We start from the raw sequence: 18,558 nt of genomic DNA on the forward strand, positions 1-18,558 counted from the left end.
ATGATGCCGTTATGCACCACCGCCAAGCCACTGGAAATATGCGGGTGGGCATTACGCTCCGCAGGCACGCCATGAGTCGCCCAACGGGTATGGGCAATACCCACATTACCCACAACACCCTGCTCTGCAACGCGAGCTTCTAGCTCCGCGACACGGCCTTTTGCACGGGCACGCACTAGCGCACCGGAAGCATCTAACACCGCTAACCCGGCAGAGTCATAACCGCGGTATTCAAGTACCTTTAAGCCCGAAAGCAAAAAAGGCGTACACTCGGCTGCACCGACGGCGCCAACAATTCCACACATATCCAATCCTTTAATAACATCAATGGCCCTTACCTATAAGTGAAGAGCCACGTGCAGAAATTAGAAATAACAGCCTATCTAATACAGATCGACGTATCCTACATGCCCGAATTCTACCTCACCCACTGTCCAACTATCCAAGCAACAAATTCAGACGTCTGCCCCGTGCCCCCAAACAACAAAGTACGGGTTAAGCTTTTCGCTGGGGTTGGCGTAGCTAAGCGGCTGCCCTTCTAGGGTTTCAACACGACCACCGGCTTGAAGCACCACGGCATGTGCGGCACCCGTATCCCATAGGCAGGTAGGGCCTAAACGGGGATATGCATCGGCTTTGCCTTCTGCAATCAAGCAGAGCTTAAGCGAACTACCCATGGGCAGCATTTCATGCTCACCTAGCGTTTCAAGCCAGGCAGCAAGATCGGGGCTTGGGTGCGAACGACTCCCCACCACGCGCCAAGCAGCCGCTTCCGGCTTACCCGCTACACGAATTTCATGGCGCTGGCCATCCGCTTCCACCTTAAACGCGCCCACACCTTCAGCAGCCACGTAAGCAGTTTCAAGCGCAGGAGCAGTCACCACGCCTAACACCGGCTTGCCCTGTTCAATCAGCGCAATATTTACGGTGAACTCACCGTTACGCTTGATAAACTCTTTGGTGCCATCAAGCGGGTCAACCAACCAATAACGGCCAGCTTTGTCTACCCCACTAAAGCCCTCGATATCTTCTTCAGAGAGAATCGGTAGCTGAACAGCAAGCCCCTGCAAACCACGCATAATCACCTCATGGGCTGCTTTATCCGCTTCCGTGAGGGGGCTTTTATCTTCCTTCTCTTCCACGCTAAATTCGCGGGCATAAACCGACATAATGGCACTGCTCGCTTCGTGCGCGATTTCTAGCACCTGCTCTAATAGCTTTTCCATAGAACCTCTCCATCAAAACCGCTATAAACGAAAAAAGCCGCTGCAGTATGAACTGAGCGGCTTTTATAGTCTTTGTCTTAGGGCTAGCGATTTACACCTCGTAACCCGCTTCGCGGGCGAGCGTGGTATTGGCTTTTAACCAGCCTTCAATATGCCCACAATCAAAGGTGCGACCATGCATACGGAACGCTTGCACGGTTTTGCCTTCCTGCATCAACCGGTCAATCGCATCGGTCAACTGAATTTCATTACCCGCACCGGGGGGCTGGTCACGTAGTAACTCCATAATGCGATACGGCAGCACATAGCGGCCAATCACCGAAAGGCGTGAAGGCGCGTCTTCAGGCGCTGGCTTCTCTACCACACCGCGCATATCGGCACTTTCACCGGCGGCTGGCTCATCACAATCAACAATGCCGTAGCGGTAGACCTCTTCCTGAGGCACGGCTTCAACCATGATTTGCGAGGCACTATTAGCTTCCCAGCGCTCTACCATGCTGCCCAAGTCACAGGCTGTACTACCCACCTGCGGTTTCACCAACACGTCAGGCAGAATAACGGCAAATGGCTCGTCTTTGTCTAACAGGTGCGCGGCGCAGAAAATCGCGTGGCCCAAGCCTTTGGCATTCGGCTGACGAACGCTGGTCACTTTGAGTTTCTTGGGTGAAATAGCCGACAGCGTTTCTAACAGCGCATCCTTGCCCTTGCTCGCTAACGAGTGTTCAAGCTCGAAGTGGGCATCAAAATGGTCTTCGATGGCAGATTTACCTGCCCGGGTTACCAAAATTATTTCATTAATACCTGCCGCTAGCGCTTCTTCCACCACGTGTTGAATGAGCGGACGATCCACCACGGGCACCATCTCCTTGGGGATCGCCTTACTGATTGGTAGCAGGCGTGTGCCAAAACCGGCTACCGGAATAATCGCTTTGCGAACTTGAGTCATTAACTACGTCCTTTATCGTTTCGTTACTTACGCCACTCGTTCACTTTATGCAGCAACTGAGCAGTACTCGGATCTTCCACATTCTGATGCTCAACCGGCTCGTCCGCTAGTGTTTGGTAAAGGCTGGTTGCTAAACGCTTACCCAACTCTACCCCCGGCTGGTCGAAAGGATTCAAATTCCATAATACCGATTGAACAAACACTTTGTGCTCATAAAGCGCCAGTAACGCACCGATCGACCACGCATCCAGCGTTTTTAACAGCACAACTGAATTAGGTTGATTACCGCGATACCCCTGGGCCATTAAACCACGCAGCGCTTGAGGAATCGCATCATCGCCTAAGGCAAACAGCTGAGACTGCGCCAAACAGTGCGCCAAGGTTAACTGCTCCTGGGCTTTCAGTGAACGATTAATCTTTTCACACCCAACGCCAGCCCGCTGCGCCACGGCCACAAAATCAGCGCTGACGGTATGAACACCCTGATGTAACAGCTGATAAAACGCATGCTGCCCATTAGGCCCTACATCCCCCCATAAAATAGGACAGGTTGCATGGGTAACCGACCGGCCATCTAGACCAACGCTCTTACCGTTAGATTCCATTTCCAACTGCTGCAAATATGCAGGCAAGCTTTTTAACCGGCCATCATAAGGAAGCACCGCATGGGTAGGAATATTTAAAAACTGAGAGTTCCACGCCCCTACCAACGCCACAAGGGCGGGCAAATTTTCCTCAATGGGCGTGTTCAGAAAGTGCTTATCCATGGCATGCGCACCGGCTAACAGCGCATCAAAGCACTCTAAACCCAGCTGCATTGCCACGCTGATACCAATCGGCGACCATAATGAAAAACGCCCACCAATCCACTCCTTGAATACCAACTGCTGCGCCTCAGGCACACCAAACTCGGTCATTTTTTCAGGCTTAGACGACACGCCAATCAACTGATGACGACAAACAGTAGCTTCATCGACTTCAAGTGCATGGCTCAACCACGCTAGCGCAGTGCGCACATTAAATTGGGTATCAGCGGTAGTGAACGATTTAGACGCCAGCACCAATAGCGTAGTCTCAGGGTTTAAGCACTCCATTAAGGGCAGCAGCTGCGCGCCATCCATGGTGGAAACATAATGTACGTTCACTTTCGTACTGCTGGGGCGGTCTGCTAACGCTTCACTGACCAATTTTGGCCCCAAATCAGAGCCACCTACGCCAATATGCACTATATCAGTGATCGCTTGTCCAGTAGCACCGTACCATTTACCGCTATGAACGCGCTCCACCATCTCCGCCATACGCTCGCGCTGGTGTTGGCAAAAAGCTGCCGCGCGCTCCATTCCCTCGGGGGGTGTTTCGCTGCTCGGCCACCTTGCCGCCACGTGCAACGCTGCACGCCTTTCAGACGTGTTGACCTTTGCACCTGCAAACAACGCCTGACGCTTAGCCGCCAGCCCACAACTTTCCGCCCAATCCTTTAAAAGCGTGAGTGTTTGAGTGGTTAAGCGCTGTTTGCTGAAATCAATATACAGGCTGCCAAAGGTAAACGCTAATGCATTAGCACGTTGCTGAGCAGCAGTAGAGCCACTGCCTAACAAGTCACTTAACGACTGGGCCTGAAGATGCTCGGCATGCACATGCAGTTCACTGACGGGGGTATAAACGCGAGGAGTGGCGCTCGATAGCGGAGAGTTCATGGGTGTCTTCCTTGAAAAAATTAAGGGTGGACGTGATAACGATACGAAGCAAAAGCCACGCCAGCCCAACCCTCTTTACATTCAACGCTAGAGTTTACAATAGGATGACAAATAATTGTTAAGTATGAGTAGCAATCTCGCACTCCGATAGTCGAACCCCAGCTCCGCTTCGCGTTGCTTTTGCGGGTGCGCTTGCCCAGGTTGAAGTGCCCCAATCATCGCGAGCTGAAGCTCCCTCCCACACGGTACCGTGCCCTTGACAGGTCAATCCATACCAGGAGGCCGATTTATCGGTGGTCCGACATCTCGGCGATGGCGGCGTAGCCGCCCCACTCCTTACCCCTTTAACACACCAGAAAGCAGCGTGGTGGCACTATCGATTAGCTCATCTAAATGCTGCGGGCCTTTAAAGCTTTCCGCGTACACTTTGTAAAGCGATTCCGTGCCGCTGGGGCGGGCCGCAAACCAACCATTGTCAGTTGTTACCTTCAAACCACCAATGGCTGCGCCGTTGCCGGGGGCGTTGACCAATACTGCAGTGATCGGGTCACCTGCCAAGGTAGTTTCAGTAACACTCTCTGCGCTGAGCTGTTTGAAAGCCGCCTTTTCTTCAGCAGTACAAGCAGTATCGACACGCTTATAGAACGGCTCGCCAAAACGCTCGGTTAATGAACGGTAATACTCACTGGGCGTTTTCCCAGTCACCGCCATTATTTCAGCCGCGAGCAAACACAGCGCAATGCCATCTTTATCGGTCGACCAGGCCTTACCATCACGGGTTAATAAACTAGCGCCAGCGCTCTCTTCACCGCCAAAGGCTAACCAGCCATCGTGCAAGCCTTCAACAAACCACTTAAAACCAACCGGCACTTCATATAGCGTACGCTGATGGCTCGCCACCACCCGGTCAATCATCGAAGAGGACACCAGCGTCTTACCAATATTTAGCGTTTCCGCCCATTCAGGCCGGTGGCCAATGAGGTAGTCCACACACACCGCTAAAAAGTGGTTCGGGTTCATTAACCCGTTGGCATCGACAATGCCATGGCGATCAGCATCGGGGTCGTTACCAAAGGCAATATCAAAGCGGTCTTTGATAGTCAGCAAGTTAGCCATCGCTGCTGAGCTTGAGCAGTCCATGCGGATTTTGCCGTCATGATCCGGCGGCATAAAGCTGAAGGTGGCATCGACCGAGGTATTCACCACTTCAAGATTTAAGCCGAAGTGTTCAGCCACTGCCTGCCATACCGGTAATGCCGTACCGCCCATAGGGTCGACACCCAGCGTAAGATTAGCGTTTTGAATAGCAGCCATATCCACCACGCTGACCAACTGCGCAACATAGTGGGCAGTAAAGTCATACTCCTGAGCATGAGCCAACGCCTGCTCTAATGGCACCAACGTAATGTCATTTAACTGGCGCAGCAAATAAGCATTAGCGCGAAGCTCAATCCAAGACGTGGCGTCAGTATCTGCTGGGCCGCCATGGGCAGGGTTATATTTAATACCACCATCTTCTGGTGGATTATGAGAAGGCGTAATAATCAAGCCATCAGCTAACGCCGCCTGGTCGCAGAAGTGCTGTTTTTGAGCATGATTGTGCTGCAGAATCGCCCGGCTCACCAAAGGCGTTGCAGTGATGCCAGCATCTTTTTCGATAAGCACCGGCACCTTGTTAGCCGCCAACACCCGCAGCGCGCACTCCCAAGCAGGTTTTGAAAGCGCATGGGTATCAACACCCAAAAACATAGGCCCCTGGTAGCCTGCTTCCGAACGGTAATCCACCACCGCTTGGGTAATCGCAAAAATGTGTGCAGCGTTAAAGGTGCGTTCTGAGGCACGCCCCCGATGGCCAGACGTACCAAATGCCACCCGCTCTTTCGAGATATTGGCATCCGGAGTTTCATCAAAAAACGCCTTAACGATGGCATCCATTCTACTTGCTCCCTCATTAACATTTAATTGGTTTGCGCGCGCCTGCCAAAACTTAACAGCGAATTGCGGATTTCCGACGCTAACGGCATCTCTTGCTGCCTGTTGCGCCATTTTAGCAGTCGCGGCTGGATCATTAAGTAACTGCTCTATGGCAGCCTGCCATGCCTTAGGAGAGTCTTCTACCAGAAGCCCATTGTGCCCATGGCTGACTATTTCTGTATAAGGATAACGATTAGCGTAAACCCCCACCCCACCCATCGCGGTAATATCGAAAAACTTAATAAACGACTTTCCCTGATTAAAGGGAGTGTTTAACAATGGTGCCAACCCAATATGAAGCAGGTTACTCGCTTGGTAAGTGCGAAAAGCGCTCCACGGTAACGGATCGGGTACCGCGGTACGAGGCAATGCCGCCAACGCGCTAGGCGTATGCTTGCCAAGCATTATTTCCAGCTGAGTATCGGTGCGGGTTTGCTGAATGGCCGTTAACGCAGGCGCGATATGCTGTAAGTCATTCAGGTGCGCCCGTGTGCCATAAAAGCCAATTTTCCAAGGGGTATTAGAAGAAGGCAACGATGCAAAATGCGCTAACGGCGGTAGCGCCGCAATCATTGGAGGCGTTAGTACCACAACGCGATAATGATAGGGCTGGAAACGCTCAGCGAGTGCACCACTACAAGCAATAACCTCATCACATAAAGCAAGCAACCTAGGCTGCAGCTTCGCAATACGTGCCATTCGCTTTCGATAGGTTTGCGGTAGCGTTGAGTCGTTGGCCGCCGCCTCAATATCATCGTCGATTAAGTAACCAATATAGCCAAATGCGTGGCGGTTGCGTTCTAGCCAGCGCAGCCAACTGGGCGGCAATGAACGGCACAGCAGTACATTCGCACCGGCATACTGGCGCAAAAAGGAACGACCGTAACGCCAAGCAGCACCGAAAGAGCGCGAAGCAACAAAACGTTCAACCGTTGCGCCCTGGCTTTGCAGCGCAGGCGCTGCAGATTCAAGAAAGTAAATATCTTCTGTGGGCAGGCCACCATCGCTAAGCACGACCCACGAAGAGTGGCTATTCACCATAAGATCTCTTTAAGCTGTATCAACATAGCTGCTTTCGCGGGTGCGCTGACGCTTACGCCGCGCTACAAAACCTATAGATTCAATACATTGGTAGCGCGTGGTAACGAATCTCGCGAGGAACGAGCGAATGAGGCACCCGCGGGAGGCGGCGGAACGACGCCCAATGGCACCGCCATCAACCGACCCCAGCACCGTTGCCGCAGCCTTCGCGGGAGCGCTGTCGCTACAACACTTTTATCGGCAATTATCTTAATGAAAAGTCTTCATGTACCAACGTCAGATTGGGATTGTAAGCAGGATCACAATCCAAATGTTTCCCCCAGGTACGGCGCATATACGCCACTTCACTTAGCCAGCGGGCGCGTTTAGTTGGCGTATCATCGGCACCACGCGAGATAGACTCATGGTGGTAAAGTTCAGCAAACGGAGACCACAAGTTACGGTAGCCTGCCTCTCTCACTTTGATACAGAAGTCGACATCGTTATAAGCAACGCTTAGGTGCTGTTCATTTAAGCCACCAACGTTGTTAAATACATTTTTGCGCACTAACAAACAGGCAGCCGTCACCGCCGATAAGTTCTGAACCAGCTTCAAACGCCCAGTGTAACCGTCACTTTCACGGGGGAAAAAACGATGCGCGTGGCCCGCCACATCACCTAAACCGAGAATGACCCCACCATGCTGCAGCATGCCATTTGGATAATAGAGTTTGGCACCCACACAGCCAATTTCAGAACGACAAGCCTGGCTGACCATTTCAGTTAGCCAATACTCGTTTACCGGCTCTACATCATTATTGATTAAGCCAATAATGCTGCCATTAGCGTGCAACGCACCAAAGTTATTAATCGCTGAGTAGTTAAACGGATGATCCCAATGCAATACACGCACTCGTGAGTCACGCTGAGCGGCCTCTTGCATATAAGCAAGGGTCTCTGGGCAGTCGCTCTGATTATCTAAGATCAATAGCTCGAAATGGGTATAAGCCGTGCGTTCTAAGATAGCGTCTACACAGGGCCGTAAAATATCTACACCATTACGGGTAGGCACCAATAAACTCACCAGTGGCGCAGGGTTAGGAATAGGCCATTCGATACGTACCGAGTCATTGGTTAATCCAGGTTGAACCATCGCTTTCGCACTCGCCACGTGCTGCTTTAGTACACTACTTACTAAGGAGATGGCGTCCTGCTGGTGAAGCGGATGAGGGAAGTCTTCACTACGGTGATATAACATAGCAGGCAAATGACACACCGATTTTTCATTACCATGAGTCACTTTCCACATCATAAAGGTGAGCGCCAACGCATAATCAACTGCGGCTCGGCTGGTCAGGTTCGAGAGCAGGTCTGCCTGCTCTGACTCCAACTGCCATAATAACCTTCGCTTATAGAGCGCTACTCGGCCAATGTAGTTAGTTGAAAGTAATAAGTCTGGGTTCCAGCCTGGCTTGAAGCTTGGGTTGCAGCGCTTGCCCTCCGCCCCCAAGACATCTTCATCGCTATAAAACAGCTGAGCCTCAGGATGATCGTTCCACGCTTTCGCAAGCTGACAGAATGCTTCCTTCGCTAACTGGTCACCCCAGCTGATACGCATTACGCCATCGCCCTGGGCTTGAATAAACCCTTGATGGTCTAACTTTGCCAAGGTGCGATGATAGCTATGAATCAAGTTGATACGGCTAGTCGTGGGAATATAACGCTCTAAAGCTATTCGTTGTGCATCGGTAATATCAGCGGAAAGCACAATGAAGACTTCCCAAAAGAAGTAACTTTGCGCTTTTAAAGAGTTGATGGTGTCCATAAGAGGAGCTTCATCACGTTCTAGATCACTTAAAGTTACCGGCATGAGAATCGAAAACAAAGGTGTAGTTTTTAATCCTCTAATTATCAACTGAGCATCGTTACTAATAGCTTGCTCAGTCGTGGCCACCCAACGAGTATAGTCATCAGAAATATGCTGTTTTGCGTGGGTTTGATTATATTCTTCCAACGCAATACTACGCCAGCTGCGTGCTTGGGCAACTGATTCAACATGAAGATAACGAATGGCATCAAATGTTCTCATACCCTTATAGCCGGCATGATTATTGATCAAACGTCGCGCTAAGCGATTATGTGCAAACCAAGGCGTTAGCCACACCCATTCCACCGTCAAGTGAGTCAAAGCCGCTTCGCTGGCCAAGAACGAAAACGCAATTTTTTTTACACCTAACGGCACCCAAAAAATTCGCTTAGTGATCTTACCAGGGCGCAGTGAGACGGATGTTTCGATAATACCTTTACGGGTATAAAATAGAATCCTAGCGGCGCCATGGGCATCCGCCCCTAACCCATCCAGCTCTAGCATATTCCAGCCCGGGAGTGGCTTTTCTCCATCACTCACGCAGTAGGTACTTGCCTTTACTGAGGTATCAACGTTTGCTGCAGCCTCGCTCTTGAAGGCTGGCGCATTTGCTACATAAATATTTGGGTTCCGCCGCGAAAACTGAGGCACGCCGCTGTGTCTCCCAATGGCAGCCATCATTTCTTTTAAACTGACAATATGCTGCCTCATCGCCATCCTTACCCCATTCCGTCACCAAGGCAACACTTACATAAGATGATTGCTAGCAACCTGTTCCCAGTGCAGCAATCCCAAGGTTTGAAGATATTCATCTGGTGCGATGATACGCTTTTCACGAACGCCTTCAAACGCCTTCTCATCCAGCTGTGCACACTTTTGGTGAATCACCTCATCTAGATTATGGGTAACTGTGGGGATCTGCACCACAAAACGTGCATTTGTCTGAGTGGCTAAATAAGCGGGAGCAACTGCTTTGACTAGGTCAGGATCCACATTGCCCGCGCTGTGCACAAACACAATGCGCTGAAACACACGACATAAATAATTAAACATGGAGTAACTGGAAGAAGAACCAAATATCAGGCACGTGCCTGACATTAACGCTTCTGGGTACTCAATCACCAGTAAACGGCCAAAATTGGGCAAGCCATTATCATAGGTCTTGTAGCGAGAATGGCTAAAAGAAACCAGCACATCAACGCTAGAGGTTTGTTTGGGAGTTAGCTTGTTGCCAAGATCGCCGCCCATGGTTTTGTTTTTATAACGATCTTTTTTAAACAGCGCTGAACAGATTTTTTCTTCCACACCTAGCTTTACCGCTAGCGCAATCGTTGCGGCCAACGCCCCCTGATGAGTCCAGTGGGTATCAGTAGGAATAAACGCACCATCACCCAAAGCTTTCAGTTGCTTAACAGGATAAACCACTCCGGTTGAAGCACTTAGACTAAGCACCTGATGCATAGGGCCAGAAACGCCCTCTGCACGTGGGTGATAACTTGCCCCCATCACGCTCTCTTTAGAAGGTGCCACCAATAACGCCCAGGGCTCATCATCAGCAATAGTTTCAAGCTGGTGAAGATAATCATTCCACCCATCTACTCCAGACTGGGTGAGGCGCATTCGCCCCATGAACTGGTCAACGCTACCATTCGTATCGTTATCCAAAAACAGCCAGCCTTTTTTTCCTTCTAGCACCTTGAGCTGCTGAACGGTTTCTACATCGCGCGTATCCACGCTCACCTCTTGAAGCAGCCAACGGTCATCTTCAAGCGCCAACCATAAACGAAAGCTGCCAAGTTTAGGGGGTACTGTAAAGCGAAACCCACACCTCCGCTGAGGGTGGTTGTCTGCGGGCAATGAAAAAATGTTCTTAATAACGTCGGGGCGGTCAATTTCCAAGGGATGGCACAGCTCAAACGCAGGCTGCCACTCTGCCACAATGCGCACTTGAGTGTGCATTTCAACCAAATCGTCTGGTAATAATAACCAACCTTGCACGACTCTACCTGAAGGCTGAAAGCGGGAACCTCGCTGCTCAGATGGATAATCTAATGCCCAACGCTCGATAGGAGGTTGCCCACTGGGTGATGTAGAAGACCAATCCTTTAGGCGACGCTTAAGCCAGCGAGTTAGTTCAGAGCCAGCAGAGGACTCAGAAGAAACTGTATTACTAGCCTGCTTTTTTTCAGCAAGCTGCTGCAACCATTTCATTTGTTTTTTAACCTTAGGCGCAAGCTCAGCAGCCACTCGACACGCAGTATCATTGCGGTCATGGCGCATAAAATAGTCGCGCTGCTTTTGATAGTTAGGTGTCGCCGCACTGCCCCGCTTAGCTTTACCTAATACAAATTCCTCTACCGACTTCACCAAGTAGTGGTTAATACGTGCCCCATCCCAAATGATATGCTCGCTTAACCCAAAACGTGGGTTACCTTGCTTATCGCGGCGCGGTTCAACCGGCTCGCCCAAACTGTTAACGTAATGCCCCTGCTTCAAGCGGGCAAAATGAGGATTATCGAAACGCTCAACATAGCCTGGCCGTACAATGCTTTTAATATGATGATTAGGGCCAAATGTCTTTTTAGCTCGCTGCGTAAAACGCTCAATAACTAAGCCATCTTCACGAAATTTGGCACCATTAGAACCAAAGCAGGCCCAATTCAAGCCCAATGCGCCCACACTAGGCGAGGCAAAGCATTTTTCTAACCACTCAATAAGTGGCCGTTCACCAGCACAAGGCAATAGATACTCATCAGCATCAATAAACGCCACGAGATCAATATGACGAGGACATGTTTCCAATAACTGTTGATAGGCCAGCAGCTGAGGTGGCGTCTCGCCCGTTGGTACCGAAATCAATGTTACTAAGCCCTGCTCAGCAAGCACCGACAATAATTCGTGAGTCCCATCAGTACTCTCATTATCAGCTATTAAAAAATGGCTGGCCCCCACCGTCAGATGGAAGGCCAACCACTCAATCAGGCTATCTATTTCATTTTTAACAATGGCAGCAATCGCAAGCTTCAAACAAAACCTCTAACTGTCTACGTAACCTGTTTGTGTAACTTAAGAATCAGATAACTTAAAAATTGAGTAACTTAAGAAAACTCTTCACGCTGGGTGAGCGTATAAGCATTCGCCAACGCCACACGCAACTGCTCAGCACTAAAACATGTTTGCGCCCGCCGACGGGCTGCTTGCCCTAACCGCCTGCACCGAACCACCTCACCGGCAAGCATAGCCACCTGCTCAGCAGCAGCCATCGTGTCACCAAAGGGCACCAATATGCCGGTGGCTTCCTCGTCGTTTTCAGCTGCAAGAATATTTTCAACTGCAGCAGTAGGATTATCAGCAACAACAAGCTCGCTTAATGCGCCCCAGTTATACGCCACCACAGGCCTAGCCGCAGCCATTGCTTCTAATACAGTACGCCCAAAAGACTCCTGAAAGCGCGATAGGTTCACCACGATATCCAACTGTGCCAACGCTGTTACAGGGTGTTCCACATAGCCTGCAACGCGTATATTACTGGGCGCCTTACCTTGAGCTTGGCGGCGCTGTAGGTCGGCAATAGCGGGTGTTTCCCCACCAAACAGCACGACTTCCACCCTGGGGGCCAACGTGGATAGATAAGCCGCCATTTGCTCGACATCTTGCAAGCCTTTTTTAGCTACATTGCTACTCAACATACCCACGCGCACGCGGGCCTGGGGGTTAAAATCTACGTTAGGCAGCGCAAGCAACGGCTGCATGGCAATTGTATTAGGCACAATAGCTAGGCGCTTGCGGGAACTGGGTAAAATAAAAGCCTCCGCCACGCAGCGAGAGTTCACTACTACAATATCTGCCAATTGGTGCACTTGGGCCACTAGCTCACTAGGTGTGGCACCCAATAAAGCGCATAAGCTTTCATCAAACGCAGGCAGTTCACGCACATGCACAAGGGCAGGAACACCCGCCCGCTTCGCCGCGATATAAGGCTCGTGTAGTACCGCAGTATTACCATGCAACGCACTGGCGTTGTAGCGAGCAATTAAAGCTTCAAACTGCGCAACCGTAGTGTTATCGGCCTGTTTACCCACCTGCCACCAACCATAAGGCAGTACCACCAACGCCTTACAGCGCTGTAACAACGCCTGTTCATAGGCAAGATTATTAGCTTCCGGTAACGTCACCACGACGTTCCAGCGCAGCTCGCCCATGGCATGCAGCACATCAACTAGACTACGTTCTGCACCAAACAGCGTACTACCTGCTTGATGGCCACAAAGTATGACCGTAGGCCGGTTTGCGAAGGCCCGCTCTCCCTGCCATTCAGGGTGAGGCAGATAGCCCTTGGCCTGCCCCACGCTGAGATAATGCGCAAGCGGGTTCATACTAGCTTCTGCTGCCTCAGGGTAACGACGCACATAGCCAGAAGTCGAAAATCCAGGACCAGGATCACGCCTCTCACTAGCGCCACTTTCCACATAGTGGTTTAACGGCTCTACCGGCGTGTGCTGCAAATCGATATAGCGGGTCAAATACCAGCCCGCATCTAACAGGCCAGATTCACTAATTAGCTCAAACTCACTAGGCGGCGGGTTCCGGGGTGCAGTCGCTCTAAGCATATCTGCTGGAGCTGTAAACAGCCGCTCAGTGGGCGCGATGGGCATAAATAGCCGTTGGGGCGAACGATGCCAGCGGCCTGCCAACTGCATATACCGAAAACGGTTGCCGATGAACTGACTCACCAAATGGGAAGCTGAGTGCTGGCTTAACGAGCCGCTATCCGCCAAGCCAAACGAAAGCGGCACGCCGGGCAGTACCTCACTAACGCTGCCTGCACCGAAGGCAGCGTCTACCCGCCAGCGCCACTCGGTATCCGCATTGACCTTTACCCCATCCCAATAGCCCAAGGCTTCAAACACTTCGCGGCGAAACATCAACGACGACATATTGGGATACACCCAACCGTACTCATCCAACCGCCAGCGATGGAACATAAGCTCAGGGGTTACCCGCACCCAGTGAGACAAGCACGCTTTGATACTAGGCTGATCAATTAACTGCAGGCATTGCAGGGCAAGCTTTTGGGGGTGCGACCAGTCATCGCTATCGTGGGTAGTAATATACGGGGCAGTTGCCGCCGCCATCCCCGTATTACGGGCAGCGTAAGCCCCTTGGTTTTGGGTATGACGCAGTAACATCAAGGTAATATGGGGTGGAACACTGTCCTGAAGCTGCTCGACTTGAGTAACACTGTTATCAGAACTTGCATCGTCCACCACGATAATTTCCAAGCGCACGCCCTGCTGATAAAACAGACCGGTAAGCGCCATCGCAATAGTATCCTCCGCGTTATACAGCGGAATCACCACACTGATAAAAGGCAGTGAATGGTGAATGGTGAGTAGTGAGTGTTGAGTGGTGAGGGGTGAGTCGTGGGCTGCAGCTCCCGTAGCGCGTGGTAAGCTTTCGCCGAAGGCGGTCGGAAGATGCTGCCCCTGAGACACGGAATAGTCAGGCGCGAGATTATACAAATGCAGCGGCTGTTTGGGGTCAGCCAAGGTAACTGGCTGTAATCCCTGGGCCTGAAAATAGCGATTGATCACCGCCAACCGCTCAAGGTCTGCGCCTGAAAGTAAATGCTCTTTCGATAAACTGAGCGCATTCGCCTTAGCCAACGCGGTATCAGCATGGTCTGGATAGTGCGCCGCTAAAAACGCCAGGGCCTGTGCTAATGCACTATCTTGCTGGGCGTTATCTTCAAATAGCTGACAACAAGCGTCTACCACCAGCAACGCTGGGCCAGGGAAATCAAAGCCTGGAAGTGTGTTCTCTGGTAGCAGAACCTCTAACACCGCTGGCCAGTGAGCTTGCCAAGCATACCACCGGGCAAGCTCCCAGCGAGCGGTTAAACGTTCAACCAGCGTAGCGTTGGGGGCGGTTAACAAGCGCTGAAGCCGTGGCAAAACTACGGCGTCAGCACCACGCCACAACGCGTGCCCCCAACCAATAGCCTGGTTGCGGCATGGTAAGCGACCTTCTGCTTTACCATGCTGCTGATAATGATCCCAGGGGTCGACACCAGCAGCGGCCACATCGGGGTAGGCCGCTAAATACCACGCGGGGTCAAAACCCGCGTTGTTAACACCTTCGTTATCAACGGTGGTCGTCGACGGTTCATTAGCACGTCGCTTACGCCAGCGCTTAGTGAATAAAGACGTGGCCAGTAATAGCTTAGTTAATAACGACTTGGTTAATAACGACTTGGTTAATAACGACTTGGCTAATAACGACTTGGCTAATAACGAACGCATGGCAGCCTGCTATTAAAATGCATTCAGATTAATCGCTGCCGAACAGATCACGGGTATACACTTTATCCGCAACATCTTGCAGCTCTTCCACCATCCTGTTTGCCAAAATCACATCCGATTTCTCTTTAAACGCATCAAAATCGCGCATGACTTTGGAATGGAAAAACTCGTCTGCGTCTAGAGCCGGTTCAAACACAACCACTTCAATGCCCTTGGCTTTCAGGCGCTTCATCACGCCCTGCATCGCGCTGGCACGGAAGTTATCAGAGCCGGTTTTCATAATCAGCCGATACACGCCCACCACTTCGGGATTGCGACGCAGCACCGACTCAGCAATAAAATCTTTACGGGTGCGGTTAGCCTCAACAATGGCCTGAATCATATTACTAGGCACATCTTGATAGTTGGCCAGCAGCTGCTTGGTATCTTTTGGCAGGCAGTAACCGCCGTATCCAAAGCTTGGGTTGTTGTAATGCTTACCAATGCGTGGGTCTAAGCCTACACCTTCAATGATCTGCTTGGCATCCAGCCCATGTGATTCTGCGTAGGTATCCAGCTCGTTAAAGTACGCCACCCGCATCGCAAGGTAGGTGTTCGCAAATAGCTTGATCGCCTCTGCTTCAGTACTGTTGGTCAGCAGTACATCAACATCTTGCTTGATTGCGCCCTGCTTCAGTAGCTCTGCAAACGTAGCGGCACGCTCAGAACGCTCACCAACAATAATCCGAGAGGGATAAAGGTTGTCGTGTAGCGCTTTTCCTTCACGCAAAAATTCAGGTGAAAACAGCAGGTTTTGGGTATTAAAACGCTCAGCGGTTTCAGTGGTATAGCCAACCGGCACGGTGGATTTAATCACCATCACCGCATCAGGGTTAATCGCCATCACCTGGTTAATCACCGCTTCCACACTTTTGGTGTTGAAGTAGTTCGTTTCTGGGTCGTAATCCGTAGGGGTAGCAATAATCACAAACGCCGCCCCTTGGTAAGCAGCTTCAGCATCTAGGGTTGCCGTAAAATGCAGGTCTTCACGCGCTAAAAACGCTGAAATTTCTGCATCTTCAATCGGCGAAACACGATTGTTCAGCATCTCAACCTTTTCAGAAACGATATCAACGGCCACTACCTCATGGTGCTGAGCCAACAGCATCGCGTTTGAAAGGCCCACATAGCCCGTGCCAGCAACTGCAATTTTCATCCTTTTCTTTCCTCATCTAAAGTCGTTACATCCATAATGCATTAATAACAACGCCTGTTGCCCACAGGATGTTGTTCAAAGCGATGGGCTGAGCTCGATTGTATCAAAATAAGCGCAGTCGGTTTTGTAGCTGCCATCTTCATTTCTAGGTGCCCATTCAGGGCTGCTACCACCGTGGAAGGTACTAAATAATAAGCGCTGAATCTGACTTACCTCTGTTGTTTCAGCTCGGAAACGCAGCCCCGTATGCTCTATGAGCCGCTCCCCATCAACCGAAACAGTGACACGACCATTACTCTCTGTAGCAGGCTCATTTAGCGACACTTGCATTTCTACGTGGTGGTACTGCCCTGGCACAAAGGTAAATCCATTGGCAATGTACGTGTCCCCAAACCGTCCTTGCATATCTTGATGATAAATATACGTTTGCAGCCCACCGTCTCGGCGGAACATTAAACGCGCACTCCACCCTTGTGGCGTTATAGCATTGCCGCCTGCTACGGGGTTTGCGGGGCCTAAACCATGTAATTTACCGCCACGGGCAAAATCAAAGCCTTCACAAAAACGCACCCAAAAGGAAAACGCGTACTGCTGAGCAGGCTCGATAAGGGGTGACACAACCACACCGCGGCTACCGCGTTCATAGCCTTCGTAGTCAACCCTGACCCCCTGCGAGCCTTCAACTCCTAAGTCATGAACGATCTCAGTAAGTTGGTGGTCAACGATTTCTTGGCCTATGTTGGTCAGGGGTATATTGTCGAAGCTTTCAACAACACTAAGCGTTTCGCTTTCCTTTTGCCATAATAACCAAATCAAAAGGATCAGAGAAAACCCAATAATAATGTTATATAAATGATTTTTATTATTTTGCATACTCAGCATTAGGCCTTACAAGAGAATTTGCTTCTCCTCTTTCGAACAACGTGTCAAGACAATCCAAATTATTTGATAAATCACTTAATATATCCGCCCAGACCCTTCTAGGAGCGACCTGATGACCCTCACCCCAGTCTCCCATCAGATTCAAAAGATTTCCATACTGGTGGCAACCGATGTTTAGATTTGGATTTATTCCAAATGACTTAACAAAAGGTAAGAAGTGGTTTTTAAGGTGATGTTTATCATCTTTATTCTGCATATATATAATTTTATTTTTAATTTCACCCTTATAAAAGTGACATACATTTTTAGTTATTCCCCGCATCAAGGAAGGGTCGTCCCTTATCTGCGAAATTTCCTCAACACCAAAACAATACTTTATATATCTTTTAACATGGGCCGAATGATAGCGGAGTATATTAGTTTGGGGGTTACAGACCAAGGCAATTGAATCCTCATAGCGCTTAGAAAAATAAAGACTAGCAAAACCACCAGAAGAGCCACCAATAAATATAATTTTGGATGGTTGAGCTACAGAGCTGATTTTATCGATAACGGCAGGAATCAATATCTTCTGAGTTGAAAAAAAACGAGTACCAGCATACCAACCCATTGACAAGTCTTTAGCAAAATACAAAGCTGGGTCACTGATTGAAAGCCTGCTAACTTCACCTACAGGAGTTATACCACGGCCAGAAAAAACTGGAAGCTTAAAATTATCATTACGACGCTGAGCACCATTAAAGAAAACATATAATGGCTTTCCTTTAACGACATCAATACTAATATCCAAAAGTGCACACTCTGCTTGAATAGAGCTAAGACCGTTAGGTATATTAGTATCACTTTGAAAATCAGTTAAACTTTCATAGTACTTTTTAACACCGCCCCAACGCTTACCTGATCGGCTCACCTCTGAATAGCACATTGACCAAGACATTTCACACCTTACAGTTTAAAATGTTAATAAAAAATTTTCCCAAGCTTTACAGTGCTCAACAAAACGTACTGCCCCACTTCTTGAAGCACTTAAAAATGCACCCCCATGCATTTCATCGAACTGCATCTTAAGAATTATACCACTTTCTTTATTTAACAAAACCTCTAGATCGGGAACAGTTACAAACCTTACTTTGCCTTTTTTCTTTATTTCAAGCCAACCATCAACATTATTTATGCACAATTTACCAGCCATCATGTCATATAATATAAAAAACAAATCAGAACTTTTTTCTATTTTCTGAAAATCATAGTGGAACACGGTATCACTTTTTTTAGAAAAGCATAAGAAAGTATTATGGTGGGTCTTAACAAAGGCCTTGCCAGAAACTAAAACTTTATTTAAAATTTCTTTTTTGTTTAAAAACCAAAATTTTTCAAAAACTTCTTCATGCGTTACTTTGTTCCGGGAATATACGCTGAACCAATGGGACTTCCTCATCGGCTATTGTG

At 49.7% G+C, this 18,558-nt stretch carries 11 protein-coding genes and 2 pseudogenes; 1 reads left to right on the forward strand and 12 read right to left on the reverse strand.

Annotation, left to right across the window (positions count from 1 at the left end; genetic code table 11):
* From INT19_RS11660 to pgm, 5 genes and pseudogenes are all read right to left on the reverse strand, one after another.
* Positions 1–305, reverse strand: a pseudogene (locus tag INT19_RS11660) (glutamine--fructose-6-phosphate transaminase (isomerizing)); the annotation flags it as partial.
* Between the two features lie 150 nt (positions 306–455).
* Positions 456–1,226 (reverse strand): 3'(2'),5'-bisphosphate nucleotidase CysQ, encoded by a 771-nt coding sequence (cysQ, locus tag INT19_RS11665; protein ID WP_193060851.1) that lies wholly within the window; start codon positions 1,224–1,226, stop codon positions 456–458.
* A gap of 91 nt (positions 1,227–1,317) precedes the next feature.
* A complete protein-coding gene (locus tag INT19_RS11670) occupies positions 1,318–2,172 on the reverse strand; it encodes a UTP--glucose-1-phosphate uridylyltransferase (RefSeq protein WP_193060852.1) in 855 nt (284 codons plus the stop codon).
* Between the two features lie 23 nt (positions 2,173–2,195).
* On the reverse strand, positions 2,196–3,869 hold the full coding sequence (pgi, locus tag INT19_RS11675) for a glucose-6-phosphate isomerase (RefSeq protein ID WP_193060853.1): 1,674 nt from the start codon (positions 3,867–3,869) through the stop codon (positions 2,196–2,198).
* Between the two features lie 336 nt (positions 3,870–4,205).
* A pseudogene (gene pgm / locus INT19_RS19465) lies at positions 4,206–5,843 on the reverse strand (phosphoglucomutase (alpha-D-glucose-1,6-bisphosphate-dependent)); the annotation flags it as partial.
* 1,168 nt (positions 5,844–7,011) lie between these two features.
* Here pgm and INT19_RS19640 point away from each other — a divergent pair.
* Positions 7,012–7,137 (forward strand): hypothetical protein, encoded by a 126-nt coding sequence (locus INT19_RS19640; protein ID WP_264299261.1) that lies wholly within the window; start codon positions 7,012–7,014, stop codon positions 7,135–7,137.
* Here the strand turns inward: INT19_RS19640 and INT19_RS11685 are convergent.
* The 7 genes from INT19_RS11685 to INT19_RS11715 form a co-directional block, all read right to left on the reverse strand.
* Positions 7,129–9,441, reverse strand: a complete 2,313-nt coding sequence (locus tag INT19_RS11685; protein ID WP_193060855.1) for a glycosyltransferase — start codon at positions 9,439–9,441, stop codon at positions 7,129–7,131. The two genes, INT19_RS19640 and INT19_RS11685, sit on opposite strands and share 9 nt — an antisense overlap.
* A 36-nt stretch (positions 9,442–9,477) precedes the next feature.
* Positions 9,478–11,757 (reverse strand): glycosyltransferase family 2 protein, encoded by a 2,280-nt coding sequence (locus tag INT19_RS11690; RefSeq protein WP_193060856.1) that lies wholly within the window; start codon positions 11,755–11,757, stop codon positions 9,478–9,480.
* Between the two features lie 71 nt (positions 11,758–11,828).
* A complete protein-coding gene (locus INT19_RS11695) occupies positions 11,829–15,032 on the reverse strand; it encodes a glycosyltransferase (RefSeq protein ID WP_193060857.1) in 3,204 nt (1,067 codons plus the stop codon).
* 28 nt (positions 15,033–15,060) lie between these two features.
* Positions 15,061–16,227, reverse strand: coding sequence for a nucleotide sugar dehydrogenase (locus INT19_RS11700; RefSeq protein ID WP_193060858.1), 1,167 nt, complete (start codon positions 16,225–16,227; stop codon positions 15,061–15,063).
* A 75-nt stretch (positions 16,228–16,302) separates the two neighbouring features.
* Positions 16,303–17,100 (reverse strand): polysaccharide lyase, encoded by a 798-nt coding sequence (locus tag INT19_RS11705; RefSeq protein ID WP_193060859.1) that lies wholly within the window; start codon positions 17,098–17,100, stop codon positions 16,303–16,305.
* Entirely contained in the window at positions 17,090–18,046 is a 957-nt protein-coding gene (locus INT19_RS11710; RefSeq protein WP_193060860.1) for a hypothetical protein, read from the reverse strand. The genes INT19_RS11705 and INT19_RS11710 overlap by 11 nt, the downstream gene beginning before the upstream one ends.
* 15 nt (positions 18,047–18,061) lie before the next feature.
* Positions 18,062–18,547, reverse strand: a complete 486-nt coding sequence (locus INT19_RS11715; RefSeq protein ID WP_193060861.1) for a hypothetical protein — start codon at positions 18,545–18,547, stop codon at positions 18,062–18,064.
* Positions 18,548–18,558 lie beyond the last annotated feature (11 nt).

It is taken from the genome of Halomonas sp. 3A7M (assembly GCF_014897875.1).
In the GTDB taxonomy this organism is placed as follows: domain Bacteria; phylum Pseudomonadota; class Gammaproteobacteria; order Pseudomonadales; family Halomonadaceae; genus Vreelandella.